The sequence below is a fragment of the Stenotrophomonas sp. 22692 genome, from assembly GCF_052045015.1.
Taxonomy (GTDB): Bacteria; Pseudomonadota; Gammaproteobacteria; order Xanthomonadales; family Xanthomonadaceae; genus Stenotrophomonas; species Stenotrophomonas geniculata.
In genome coordinates this window covers 22,184-34,636 of record NZ_JBQEMR010000013.1, presented here as the reverse complement: position 1 = coordinate 34,636, position 12,453 = coordinate 22,184, and the positions used below count along the sequence as shown (strand labels likewise).

Genomic DNA, 12,453 nt, shown 5'->3' with positions numbered 1-12,453 from the left:
CATCGGGTGACGCAGCCCGGGACATGACAGCCCAGGATGGCAGGACGGCGTCGCAGGGGATGAGACCCTGCGCCTGCCACTGCCGTTGGCGATCGCGGATGGGTACCCCGGGCATCCCCTGGAATTGGGGTTGCTGCGACCGACGGCCACAAGATAGTGGGGGTAGTGGGGTCCGTCAACGCCAAATGTAGTGAAATTCGGCAATCCCTTGCGCCGCAAGGATCGTGCCATCGGCGCCCGGATCAGACGCTTCAGACCTGCCGGAACGGGCTGCGCAGTCAAGCCCGAAAGGCGTCATTGCGGTGGTACAACGCACCGCGAAAACGGAACAATGACAGCTTCACATGACAGTGATGAAACTGGCTAGGGACAACCCTGTGGATAGATGGTGGGCAGCCGGTGGGAATCCGGTGGACGGGTGACTTCCGGCCGGTGACGCCCGCGCGCTGACGGCGGATGCTGGCCGCTCGCTCCCGGAAAAGGATGCTCCGATGCACCTGCGGTTGCCCGCGCTGGCCCTGCTGCCCGCCCTGTTCATCGCCCCGGCGCTGGCCGCCGAGGGGCTGGACCTGCGTTCGGACCAGTGCGGCATCCATACCGACTATGACGTGCTGGTGGACAGCGGCGGCATCTGGCTGCGGCATGGCCCGCAGGCGCCGCATGAAGTGGTGTTCCACGACGGCGAGCTGAGCCTGGACGGCAGGATGGTCACGGTCAGCGCCGCCGACGCCGCCCGCCTGCGGCAGATGGAGGCCGGTGCCCGCCAGTTGATGCCGGCGGCCACCGCACTGGCCCACGAAGTCTCCGGGGTCACCTTCGATGCGCTGGACGCTGCCTTCGAGGCCATCACCGGCAAGTCCCGCAACCGCCAGATGCGGGCGATGCGCGGCGAGATGCAGGACTGGATCGACGCCAGCCTGGGCCGCGGCTACTGGGAACAGGAAGCCTTCGGCGACGGCTTCGACGCGCACATCGAGCAGATGGCCGAGACGATGGCCGGGTCGATGACCCGCAGCGTGCTGTGGCAGGTGTTCACCGGCCGCGCCGGGGCCATGGAGCGCCGCGCCGATCGCCTCGATGCCGAAGTCGACCGCCGCATGGAAGCGCGCAGCCAGCAGCTGGAAGCCAAGGCAATGGCCCTTTGCCCGCTGGTGCGTTCACTGGCAGAGGCCCACGATGCGCTGGAAGTGCGCTACCAGGGACAGCCACTGCGGCTGCTGGAGCGCGGCGAGAGCGTTCGGGTGGAGCACGGCAGCGGCTCGGGGCTGCATGTGTCGGCCGGGCCGGATGAGCGGCCGTTGGGGAGCGCGGTTGCGCCCACCCGATAGCCGCGCCGTGCTGTCGTAGAGCCGAGCCCACGCTCGGCTGCTTTTCGGCACATCATGCAAAGGCAGCCGAGCGTGGGCTCGGCTCTACAAACGGCACTACCCTCACGCCCGGTGCGGGGTGCCCAGGTATTCGGCGCTCTGCATTTCGATCAGGCGCGAAGCAGTGCGCTCGAACGCGCCCTGCAGGCGCTGGCCGGTGTACAGCTCGATCGGCGAGGTGCTGGCGGTGCAGACCAGGTTGACGTGGCGGTCGTACAGCTCGTCGATCAGGTTGACGAAGCGGCGCGCGGCATCTTCGTTCAGGCGATCGAATGCCGGAATGCCGCCCAGCAGCACCGTGTTGAACTCGTGCGCGATCTCGATGTAGTCCGAGGGCCCCCGCGGGCCCTCGCACAGCGCGGCGAAATCGAACCAGGCGATGCTCTTGCCGCGGCCACGGACCGGAATCTTGCGACCCTCGATCTCGATGTTGCCGGCCTTGGCCGGCTGGCCGCCACTCAGCTCGTTCCAGCGCGTGGCCAGCCACTCATCGCTGTCGGCCGCCAGCGGTGCGCGGTACACCGGCGAGCGGGTCAGCGCGCGCATGCGGTAATCCTCGGTGCCTTCGGCGTACAGCTCGACGCAGAAGCGCTGCAGCAGGCCGATGGCCGGCAGGAAGCTCTCGCGCTGCAGGCCATTGAGGTACAGGTTCTCCACCGCCGTGTTGGAGGTGGTGACCAGGGTCACGCCTTCGGCGAACAGCCGCTCGAGCAACCGTGCCAGCAGCATGGCATCACCGATGTCGGTGACGAAGAACTCGTCGAGCACCAGCACGCGCAGGTTGCTGCGCCATTCCTGGGCGATCTTCGCCAGCGGGTCGCTCTGGCCCTGGTGCTCGCGCAGGCGCTCGTGGACGCTGCGCATGAAGCGATGGAAGTGGGTGCGGTACTTCTGCTTGATCGGCAGGCCGTCGTAGAACAGGTCGACCAGGAAGGTCTTGCCGCGGCCGACGCCGCCCCAGAAGTACAGGCCCTTGACCGGCTCGGGCTTTTTCCAGAACGAGGACAGGCGGTCCAGCCAGCCGTCCTCGGCACTGTCCAGCAGGCCCAGGTGGATGCGGTCCAGCTCGGCCAGCGCCGCGTGCTGGGCCGGGTCGTTCTGCCAGTCGCCACGGGCGACCCCTTCCGCGTACCGCTGCGACGGGGTCAACTCGGTTGCACTCATGCCGCTGCGCCCAGCCAGTGCTTCACGCCGTGGGTCAGCGCGCCGCGCAGGTCGATCAGCTTGCGGTGGAAGAAGTGGCTGGTCTCGGGCATGCGCACCAGCTCATGCGGGAAGTCCAGCGTGTCCAGCCACTGGTAGACGGCCTGCGGGTCGACGATCTCGTCCTGCTCGCCCTGGATCACCAGCCAGCGCGCCGGCGGTGCGATGCCATCGAAATCCCAGCGACCGGCCGGCGGCGCGATCGAGATCAGCGCTTCCGGCTGCAGCGCGGCAGCGGCCTTCAACGAAACGAACGAACCGAAGCTGAAACCGGCCAACCACAGGCGGTCGTCCGGACGCTGGCTGCGCACCCAGGCGGCGACGGCCTTCAGGTCATCCTGCTCGCCCACGCCGTGGTCGAACTCACCGGCCGACGCGCCAACACTGCGGAAGTTGAAGCGCACCGTGGCGATGCCCAGCTCGCGCAGGGTGGTGGCGGTCATGGTGACCACCTTGTTGTGCAGGGTGCCGCCCTCGGTGGACAGCGGATGGCAGACGATGGCCACGATCGGCTGCACCGGCACATCGGCCTTGGGCAGGTCGACGACCACTTCCAGCGGGCCGGCCGGGCCGTCCAGTTCGAGGCAGGCGGTTTCGCCAGGGGCGACGGGGAACGAAGGCTTGTGCATGGCACCATGATACCGTCCCCTGCCCCCGCCCTGTGCCCGCCCCATGCTCTACCTGTCCTTGGCCGTGATCTGCAGCGTGCTGGTTTCGGTGGTGTTGAAGCTGGCCAACCGCCGCCAGCTGGATGTCGCGCAGATGGTCACCTGGAACTATCTGGTCGCTGCAACGCTCACCGCCGCGGTGCTGCAGCCGCCGTTGGATGCACTGCGCGCGCCGCATGCGCCGTGGCTGTCATTGCTGGCGCTGGCGGTGGTGCTGCCGTCGATCTTCCTGGTGCTGGGCCGCGCGGTGGCGGTGGCCGGCATCGTCCGCAGCGACGTGGCGCAGCGGCTGTCGCTGCTGCTGTCATTGGCCGCCGCGTTCCTGTTCTTCGGCCAGACCGCCACGCCGTGGAAGTTGGTCGGCCTGGCGCTGGGCCTGGTCGCCATGGTGGCGATCAGCCTGCGCCCGCGCGGACCGGCGGTGGCGTCCTCACCCGGTGGCTGGGGCTGGCTGCTGGGCGTCTGGGCCGGGTTCGCGGTGGTCGACGTGCTGCTCAAGCAGGTGGCGCTGTCGGGCACGCCGTCGATGGCGGCGGTGCTGGCCAGCTTCAGCGTGGCCTTCGTGCTGATGCTGGCCCTGCAGCTGTGGCGGCATGTCAGTGGCCGCAGCCGGCTGGCCTGGCACAACCTGGGCGCGGGTGCGCTGCTGGGCCTGCTCAATGGCGGCAACATCCTGTTCTATGTGCATGCGCACCAGTCGATGCCGGACAACCCGGCCACCGTGTTCGCCGGCATGAACATCGGCGTGGTGGTGCTGGGTGCACTGGTGGGCGTGTTCGCGTTCGGCGAGGCAACCACGAAGTGGAACCGCGCGGGTCTTGCGCTGGCGGTGCTGGCGATCGGATCGATCGCCTGGGGGTGAGCGTTGGTTGCGGCGGGCCATTTCCGCGCCCGCGGTGGGATGTCACTTTTCTTTTCGCGCGAAAAGAAAAGTAACCAAAAGAAACGCGCCGCCAGCCGCGAGCCGGTGCTGTGCACCGGTTCCCTGCGCTTCTCGGTGAACCAGGGGACGGCGCCGAACTCGCTGCGCTCAGACATCGGCGCCTCTTCGCCCCTGATTCACCTGCGATGCTCGGCTCGCTTGAAGGCGGACTGGTAGATCAAAAGCAAAGGCGGCATCCGTGCCGATCAAGGTGCCTACCAGAGCAGATCCCCGGCGAACCTTATCTGTCGAAACCCAGCAGCAGTGGGTCGTGGTCGGAGCTGCGCCACGGGCCCTGCACGTTGCGGCCCTGGTAGCCGCTGGCGTCCTGCTCGTCGGCGTTGCTGTGCCATTCGGCGGCGCCGCGCAGGCGCTTGGCCATGCCCGGGCTCAGCAGCGCGTGGTCAAGGCGGCCGGTATAGCCGTTGTAGACGTAGCTGTAGGGATGCTCGACCTTGGCGACCTTGAACGCGTCCTGCCAGCCCAGGTCATGCAGGGTGCGGATCGGGTCTTCCATCGCGTAGGCATTGAAATCGCCGAGCAGCACCGCGTCCTTGACACCGGTACCGGTCGGGTCGGTCTGCAGCCAGGCATGCAGCTGCTGCGCGGAGGTCACGCGGGTGGCGTTCCAGCAGCCCTGGTTGTCGTTGCGGTCGGCGTCGGCACCGGCGGCGTCGCGGCAGCCCTTCGACTTGAAGTGGTTGGCCACCACCACGAACGGTGCGCCCTGCTTGCCCTGGAAGGCCTGCGCCAGCGGCACGCGACTGTGCTCGACGAACGGGCCACCGGTCAGCGTGGCCGGCTTGCCGACCGGCTGCAGGTGCGCGCTGCGGTAGATGATGCCGACCCGGATCGGGTTGTCGCCAGGGCCGTTGCCCGCGTCGACGAAGCGCCAGTCGCCCTGCGCACCGCGGTCCCGGTTGAGCGCATCGACCAGTTCGGCGATGGCCGACTGAGGACCGTAGCCGTCGTTCTCCAGCTCCATCAGCGCGGCGACATCGGCGCCCAGCGCGTTGACCGTGGTGACCAGCTTGACCACCTGCGCCTTGTGCTCGTCCAGCGTGCGCGCGCCGCGCAGGGTCGGGAAGCCACCACCCTGGCCATCACCATTGAAGAAGTTCTCCAGGTTGAAGGCCGCCACGTGCAGGCTGCCCGGCACGGTCGGCACCGCCGGACGCTTCAGCTCCGGTAGCTTCAGCGCGCCTTCGACCTGCAGGCGTGGACGGCCCTGTGCGTCCACGCGCACGATGCCCTGCACGTTGCGCAGCTGCATGCCGGTGCGCAGCACCGGGTTGGCCGGCAGGTAGGCCACGCTGGCCGGGTCGCGGGCATCGCTGCCGTCGTCCAGCACCAGGCGGCGGCGCTGGTTGTCGGCCATCACCTGCTCGTAGCCGGCAGTACCCGGCGCGGCCACTTCGGTGGGCTGCCAGAGGCGGCCATCGAAGGCCACGGTGAGCTGGCCGAAGCGCTCCAGGCCGTCGGTACCGGCCAGGGTCAGCGGTGCGGCGATGCGCACGCGCTGGCCATCCAGCACACGCCAGTCGACCGGCGCGGCGGTCAGTACCACGGTGGCGCTGCTGCGCGCGGCAGCGGGCGTCGTAGCCGGTGCGGCCTGCGGCTGGGCCTGGGCAAAGGCGCCGCCCGGCAGCAGCAGGGACAGGGCAAGGGCGAGGGAACGGCGGCGCATCGACGGGCGACTCCATGGAAGAGGCGCACAGACTACCCCTGAAATGCGAAACCCCAGCGACGCGCGCGGTTTTGGCCTTGGCCGGCAAAGCCGCCGGCGGCGGACGGAGAACGACCGGGGCGATTGGGCGACCGGCGGGTAGCGTCGACTGTCAGTCGACTATCGCGCGCAGCGCGGGCATTTTTGGTGGCGTTGGGAAGAGCAGTCGACTGACAGTCGACTCTACCCCCGTTCCGCGGTTCCGCCATCCCGTTCGGCCGTTCCATGTTTCGACGTTTTCGCCGTTCGCCGCCTACTTCAGGTTGCCCAGCATCCAGTCCACGGTGGCGTGGATCTGCTCCTCGGTCAGCGCCGGGTTGCCGCCCTTGGGCGGCATGATGCCGCCGTCCGGGCCGGTGTAGCCCTCGATGGCGTGCTTGTAGAGGGTGTCCTTGCCCTGTGCGATGCGCTTGTCCCAGTGCGAATGGTCCAGCGTCGGCGCCATGCCCACACCGGTGGTGTGGCAGGCGGTGCACAGGTTGTCGAAGATGACCTTGCCGTCCTTGGTGCCGCCGTAGGCCACCTGCGACGCGGCCTTGGCCAGCGCGGCGGCCTTGGCGGCGGCCTGCGCGGCGGCGCCGGTGCTGCCGGCATAGACCGCGCCGGTGGGCGAAATGCGCTGTTCGGTGCGCTTGGCCGCGGCCGGCGACACCTCGGGCGGAATCCGGGTGTGGATGTAGGCGGCAAGGAGGATGAGGCCGAGGGTGATGGTCGCCAGCAGCGCGATCACCATGGAGAAGCGTTTCAGGAACTCCAGATCGTAATTCCGCACTCTTCGTTACCCCTGGCTGATAGTCGTTGGACCACGGCTGAGCGACTGCGTGATGGACCGAGTATAGAACGCGCTTTGCGTGCGACAACAGGCGTCACTGCTGGTGCGGCGCAACATGCGGCCGTGGCCGCATGCGGGTAGCGCCGGGCCGTGCCCGGCGAGCGCGAAGCGCGGCAACAACGGTCGAGGATGGCAACAGCCGCCGGGCATGGCCCGGCGCTACCGTTTTGCGGGGGCGCCGATCGCGCGCAGGCAGAAGCTGCAGATTGCGTCCACCAGCGCGTCCTCGTCGCGGTGTGCTTCGCGGCTGGGCGCGGTGGGACCGACCATCGCCTCGGTGAAGGCACCGACCAGGCAGGCGGCGGCCACATGCGCGTCCTGCGCCGGCAGCTCACCGGCCGCCACGCCCTCCTCCACCAGCCGCAGGAACACGTCGCCGAAGGCGCGACGACCGCGCATGCGCTCGGCTTCCACATCCGGGTCGACCGGTTCGACGATGAAGGCATGCGCCAGCCCCGGCCCGGCCAGGGCGCGGCGGACGAAGGCGGCGATCGCCAGCCGCAGGCGCTCACTGGCCACCTCCGGGCCACTGGCGATGCGCTCCATGATCGCGACCTCGTGGGCCACCGCAGCGTTGAGCACCTCCACGAACAGCTCGGCCTTGGACGGGAAGTGCCGGTAGATCAGGCCGGTAGACACCCCCGCCTGGGTCGCCACGGCGGTCACCGGTGCATTGCGCCAGCCGCCGGTGGCGACCAGCTCGCGAGTGGCCAGCAGGATCCGTTCACGGGCCCCGGCCAGCCGTTCTTCCATCAGTGCAGAGCGTTTGTAAGCCATGTTTTGATTCTAGTTTCAATTTTTGAATTTGTATTCACTTCTTACCCGAACCCCGCTACGCTGGGGTCCAATCGCCCGTGCGGGCAGCGGTCCTGCAGACCGCCGCCCGCTCCCCCGCCGGGTGCGTCCATTTCCTGCCATCCCGCCGTGGAGCCACCACAATGCACGTGCCATCCCTGAACTTCGACCTTGGCGAAGACATCGACCTGCTGCGCCAGAGCGTGGCCCATTTTGCCGCCGCCGAGGTCGCACCGCTGGCCGCCGAGGCCGATGCCACCAATCAGTTCCCGCTGGCCCTGTGGCCGAAGCTGGGCGAACAGGGCCTGCTCGGCCTCACCGTGGAAGAAGAATACGGCGGCACCGGCATGGGCTACCTGGCCCACGTGGTGGCGATGGAAGAGATCTCGCGTGCTTCCGGCGGCATCGGCCTGTCCTACGGCGCGCACTCCAACCTGTGCGTGAACCAGCTGCGCAAGAATGGCAACGAAGAACAGAAGCAGCGCTTCCTGCCGGGCCTGTGCAACGGCAGCCTGGTCGGCGCGCTGGCGATGAGCGAGCCGGGTGCCGGTTCGGACGTGGTGTCGATGAAACTGCGCGCCGACAAGCGTGGTGACCGCTACGTGCTCAACGGCAACAAGATGTGGATCACCAACGGCCCGGATGCCGACGTGCTGGTGGTCTATGCCAAGACCGACATGGACGCCGGCGCCAAGGGCATCACCGCGTTCCTGGTCGAGAAGGGCATGAAGGGCTTCTCCACCGCGCAGAAGCTGGACAAGCTGGGCATGCGTTCCTCGCCCACCTGCGAGCTGGTGTTCCAGGACTGCGAAGTACCGGAAGAAAACGTGCTGGGCCAGATCGGTGGCGGCGTGCGCGTGCTGATGTCCGGCCTGGACTACGAGCGCGTGGTGCTGTCCGGCGGCCCGCTGGGCCTGATGGCCGCGGCGATGGACGTGGTGATGCCCTACGTGCACGAGCGCCACCAGTTCGGTGAGGCGATCGGCAGCTTCCAGCTGATCCAGGGCAAGATTGCCGACATGTACGTGGGCCTGGGCGCCTGCCGTGCGTATGTCTATGCCGTGGCACGCGCCTGCGACCAGGGCCGCACCACCCGCCAGGACGCCGCCGGTGCCATCCTGTACGCCGCCGAGAAGGCGACCTGGCTGACCGGCCAGGCGATCCAGATCCTGGGCGGCAACGGCTACATCAACGAATACCCGACCGGCCGCTTGTGGCGCGACGCCAAGCTGTATGAAATCGGCGCCGGCACCTCGGAGATCCGCCGCATGCTGATCGGCCGCGAACTGTTCCAGCGCACCCTGTAAGGCCACCGCGATGACCGTCCTGAACAGCCAGCTGCAACCGGGCAGCGAAACGTTTGAAAGCAACCGCGCGGCCATGCAGGCCGTGGTCGACGACCTGCACGCCACGCTTGCCCGCACTGCACTGGGCGGAAGCGAGGCGGCACGCGCCAAGCACACCGCGCGCGGCAAGCTGCTGGTGCGCGACCGTATCGACGCCCTGCTCGACCCCGGCAGCGCCTTCCTGGAAATCGCGCCGCTGGCCGCGCACGGCATGTATGACGATGCCGTGCCCGCTGCGGGCGTGGTGGCCGGCATCGGCCGCGTGAGCGGCGTGGAATGCGTGATCGTGGCCAACGATGCCACGGTCAAGGGCGGCACCTACTACCCGATGACGGTGAAGAAGCACCTGCGCGCGCAGGAGATCGCCGAGCAGAACCACCTGCCGTGCATCTACCTGGTCGATTCCGGCGGGGCCTTCCTGCCGCTGCAGGACGAGGTGTTCCCCGACCGCGATCATTTCGGCCGCATCTTCTACAACCAGGCCAACCTGTCGGCGCAGGGCATTCCGCAGATCGCCTGCGTGATGGGCAGCTGCACCGCCGGTGGCGCCTACGTGCCGGCGATGAGCGACGAGACGGTGATCGTGCGCGAGCAGGGCACGATCTTCCTCGGCGGCCCGCCGCTGGTGAAGGCCGCCACCGGTGAAGTGGTGACGGCCGAGGAACTGGGCGGTGCCGACGTACACACGCGCATCTCCGGCGTGGCCGACCACATGGCCGACAACGATCTGCAGGCGCTGGCACGGGTGCGCGCGATCATCGCCCAGCTGAACTGGCGCAAGCCGGAGCCGGCGATGGCGGTGCAGGCGCCCGAGGAACCGCTGCTGCCGGCGCATGAACTGTATGGGGTGATTCCCGCCGATACGCGCAAGCCCTACGACGTGCGCGAAGTGATCGCACGCCTGGTCGATGGCTCGCGCTTTGACGAGTTCAAGCCGCGCTATGGCGCAACACTGGTTACCGGCTTCGCGCATCTGAACGGCTACCCGATCGGCATCATCGCCAACAACGGCATCCTGTTCTCCGAGTCGGCACTGAAAGGCGCGCACTTCATCGAGCTGTGCACCCAGCGCAACATCCCGCTGGTGTTCCTGCAGAACATCACCGGCTTCATGGTCGGCCGCAAGTACGAACAGGGCGGCATCGCCAAGGACGGCGCCAAGCTGGTGATGGCAGTGGCCTGCGCCAAGGTTCCCAAGTTCACCGTGGTCATCGGCGGCTCGTTCGGTGCCGGCAACTACGGCATGTGCGGCCGCGCCTATTCGCCCAACTTCCTGTGGATGTGGCCCAACGCACGCATCGGCGTGATGGGCGGCGAACAGGCCGCCAGCGTGCTGGCCACGGTCAAGCGCGATGGCATCGAAGCCAAGGGCGGCCAGTGGCCGGCAGCGGAGGAAGATGCGTTCAAGGCACCGATCCGCGAGCAGTTCGAGCAGCAGGGCCACCCGTACTACGCCAGCGCGCGCCTGTGGGACGACGGCGTGATCGATCCGGCCGACACCCGCCGCGTACTGGCCCTGGCGCTGTCGGCCAGCCTCAACGCCGCCCCGCAGCAGACGCGCTTCGGCGTGTTCCGCATGTAACCCGTGCCATGACCGAGCCTGTTGCCATGTTCACCAAAGTCCTGATCGCCAATCGCGGCGAAATCGCCTGTCGCGTCATCGCCACCTGCCGCCGCCTCGGCATCGCCACCGTGGCGGTATATTCCGATGCCGACCGCAACGCGCGCCACGTGCGCCTGGCCGACGAAGCCATCCACATCGGTCCGGCCGCTGCACGTGAAAGTTACCTGCGCGGCGATGCCCTGCTCGACGCCGCACGCCTGACCGGCGCGCAGGCGATCCACCCCGGTTACGGCTTCCTGTCCGAGAATGCCGACTTCGCCGATGCCTGCGCCGCCGCCGGCATCACCTTCATCGGGCCGCCGGCCAGCGCCATCCGCGCGATGGGCGACAAGAGCGCGGCCAAGGCGCTGATGGCCAAGGCCGGTGTACCACTGACGCCGGGCTACCACGGCGACCAGCAGGAACCGTCCTTCCTGCGCGAACAGGCCGACGCCATCGGTTACCCGGTGCTGATCAAGGCCAGCGCCGGTGGCGGTGGCAAGGGCATGCGCAAGGTCGAGCGCAGCGAGGACTTCGTCGATGCGCTGGCCAGCTGCCAGCGCGAGGCGGCCTCGGCGTTCGGCAATGACCACGTGCTGGTCGAGAAGTACGTCGAGCGCCCGCGCCATATCGAGATCCAGGTGTTCGGCGACAGCCACGGTGAGGCGGTCTACCTGTTCGAGCGCGACTGCTCGGTGCAGCGCCGCCACCAGAAGGTGCTGGAAGAAGCCCCGGCGCCAGGCATGAGTGCAGAACGTCGCGCGGCGATGGGCAAGGCGGCGGTCGATGCCGCGCGCGCGGTGGGCTACGTCGGTGCCGGCACGGTGGAGTTCATCGCCGGCCCGGACGGCGATTTCTACTTCATGGAAATGAACACCCGCCTTCAGGTCGAGCACCCGGTGACCGAATACATCACCGGCACCGACCTGGTGGAATGGCAGCTGCGCGTGGCCTCGGGCTTGCCGCTGCCGCTGCGCCAGGAGCAGCTGGCGATCCACGGCCATGCCATCGAAGCACGCCTGTACGCAGAAGATGCCGACCGCGGCTTCCTGCCCTCCACCGGTACCCTGCGCCGCCTGCGCCTGCCGGCTCCGTCGGCCCATGTGCGCGTGGATACCGGCGTGGAGGAAGGCGACAGCATCACCCCGTACTACGACCCGATGATCGCCAAGCTGATCGTCTGGGACGTGGACCGCGACGCCGCGCTGCGCCGCATGAGCCAGGCACTGGCCGACTGCCAGGTGGTGGGCGTGACCACCAATGCCGGCTTCCTGCGCCGCCTGGTGAACACCGATTCGTTCGCGCACGCCAAGCTGGATACCGCGCTGATCGAACGCGAACAGGCGGCATTGAGTGCAGCGGGCGATACGGATGATGCCCTGTGGCAGCTGGCCGCCGTGGCCGCTGTTGCAAGCACTGCCGGTGCCGGCAGCGATGCGCGCGACCCGCATTCGCCGTGGCAGGCGCAGGACGGCTGGCGCCTTGGCGCGTCCGCGCCGCGCGTATTGCCGCTGCAGCAGGGAGAGCGCCGGCACACGCTGAAGGTGTGGGCGCAGGCCGATGGCTGGCGCGTGCAGTGCGACGATGCGGCGCCGGTGCAGGTGATCGGCACGGCCAGTATGCAGGGCCTGACGGTGCAGCTGGGCGAGCGCCGCTGGTCGTTGCAGCTGCTGCGCGACGGTGACCAGCTGTACCTGTTCGGCGCCGACGGCCAGCACCGTTTCACCCTGCACGATCCGGTGGGTGAATCGGACCACGCCGTGGCCGACGCCGGCAGCCTGCTGGCGCCGATGCCGGGCAAGATCGTTGCGACGCTGGTCGCCGCCGGTACCGAGGTCAAGCGCGGCACGCCGCTGGTGGTGCTGGAAGCGATGAAGATGGAGCACACGCTGCAGGCACCGGCGGACGGCACGGTGAAGGGTTACCGCGCCAAGGCCGGCGACCAGGTGGGTGACGGTGCAGTACTGGTGGACTTCGAGGCGGCGTGAACG

Annotated in this window: 10 protein-coding genes; 5 read left to right on the top strand and 5 right to left on the bottom strand. The window is 68.4% G+C overall.

What is annotated here, in order from left to right; genetic code table 11:
• Nucleotides 1–491 precede the first annotated feature (491 nt).
• Nucleotides 492–1,328: a DUF2884 family protein gene (locus tag ACTJJM_RS11820; protein ID WP_164192485.1), complete on the top strand. Its 837-nt coding sequence runs from the start codon at nt 492–494 to the stop codon at nt 1,326–1,328.
• Between the two features lie 102 nt (nt 1,329–1,430).
• On the opposite strand, the gene zapE is transcribed toward ACTJJM_RS11820, so the two are convergent.
• Nucleotides 1,431–2,531 (bottom strand): cell division protein ZapE, encoded by a 1,101-nt coding sequence (gene zapE, locus ACTJJM_RS11815; RefSeq protein ID WP_029380119.1) that lies wholly within the window; start codon nt 2,529–2,531, stop codon nt 1,431–1,433.
• Nucleotides 2,528–3,199 carry an alpha/beta hydrolase gene (locus ACTJJM_RS11810; protein WP_043400616.1) on the bottom strand — a complete coding sequence of 224 codons (672 nt, stop codon included), beginning with the start codon at nt 3,197–3,199 and terminating at the stop codon, nt 2,528–2,530. Before ACTJJM_RS11810 ends, zapE begins: the two co-directional genes overlap by 4 nt.
• A gap of 43 nt (nt 3,200–3,242) precedes the next feature.
• Between ACTJJM_RS11810 and ACTJJM_RS11805 the strand changes: the two genes are divergently transcribed.
• Nucleotides 3,243–4,100: an EamA family transporter gene (locus tag ACTJJM_RS11805; RefSeq protein WP_440865588.1), complete on the top strand. Its 858-nt coding sequence runs from the start codon at nt 3,243–3,245 to the stop codon at nt 4,098–4,100.
• 301 nt (nt 4,101–4,401) lie between these two features.
• On the opposite strand, the gene ACTJJM_RS11800 is transcribed toward ACTJJM_RS11805, so the two are convergent.
• The 3 genes from ACTJJM_RS11800 to ACTJJM_RS11790 all read right to left on the bottom strand — a co-directional run bounded on the left by ACTJJM_RS11800 (nt 4,402) and on the right by ACTJJM_RS11790 (nt 7,495).
• Nucleotides 4,402–5,847: an ExeM/NucH family extracellular endonuclease gene (locus ACTJJM_RS11800; protein WP_440865586.1), complete on the bottom strand. Its 1,446-nt coding sequence runs from the start codon at nt 5,845–5,847 to the stop codon at nt 4,402–4,404.
• Between the two features lie 292 nt (nt 5,848–6,139).
• Complete coding sequence (locus ACTJJM_RS11795) at nt 6,140–6,658, bottom strand: c-type cytochrome (RefSeq protein ID WP_043400625.1); 519 nt, start codon at nt 6,656–6,658, stop codon at nt 6,140–6,142.
• A gap of 219 nt (nt 6,659–6,877) precedes the next feature.
• Complete coding sequence (locus ACTJJM_RS11790; protein WP_019661871.1) at nt 6,878–7,495, bottom strand: TetR/AcrR family transcriptional regulator; 618 nt, start codon at nt 7,493–7,495, stop codon at nt 6,878–6,880.
• A 161-nt stretch (nt 7,496–7,656) separates the two neighbouring features.
• Here ACTJJM_RS11790 and ACTJJM_RS11785 point away from each other — a divergent pair, with 161 nt between their 5' ends.
• The 3 genes from ACTJJM_RS11785 to ACTJJM_RS11775 are packed head-to-tail and all read left to right on the top strand — an operon-like array spanning nt 7,657 to nt 12,450.
• Nucleotides 7,657–8,820 carry an isovaleryl-CoA dehydrogenase gene (locus ACTJJM_RS11785; protein WP_019337659.1) on the top strand — a complete coding sequence of 388 codons (1,164 nt, stop codon included), beginning with the start codon at nt 7,657–7,659 and terminating at the stop codon, nt 8,818–8,820.
• Between the two features lie 10 nt (nt 8,821–8,830).
• Nucleotides 8,831–10,441 (top strand): carboxyl transferase domain-containing protein, encoded by a 1,611-nt coding sequence (locus tag ACTJJM_RS11780; RefSeq protein ID WP_010487057.1) that lies wholly within the window; start codon nt 8,831–8,833, stop codon nt 10,439–10,441.
• A gap of 8 nt (nt 10,442–10,449) precedes the next feature.
• Nucleotides 10,450–12,450 (top strand): acetyl/propionyl/methylcrotonyl-CoA carboxylase subunit alpha, encoded by a 2,001-nt coding sequence (locus ACTJJM_RS11775; protein ID WP_010487059.1) that lies wholly within the window; start codon nt 10,450–10,452, stop codon nt 12,448–12,450.
• Nucleotides 12,451–12,453 lie beyond the last annotated feature (3 nt).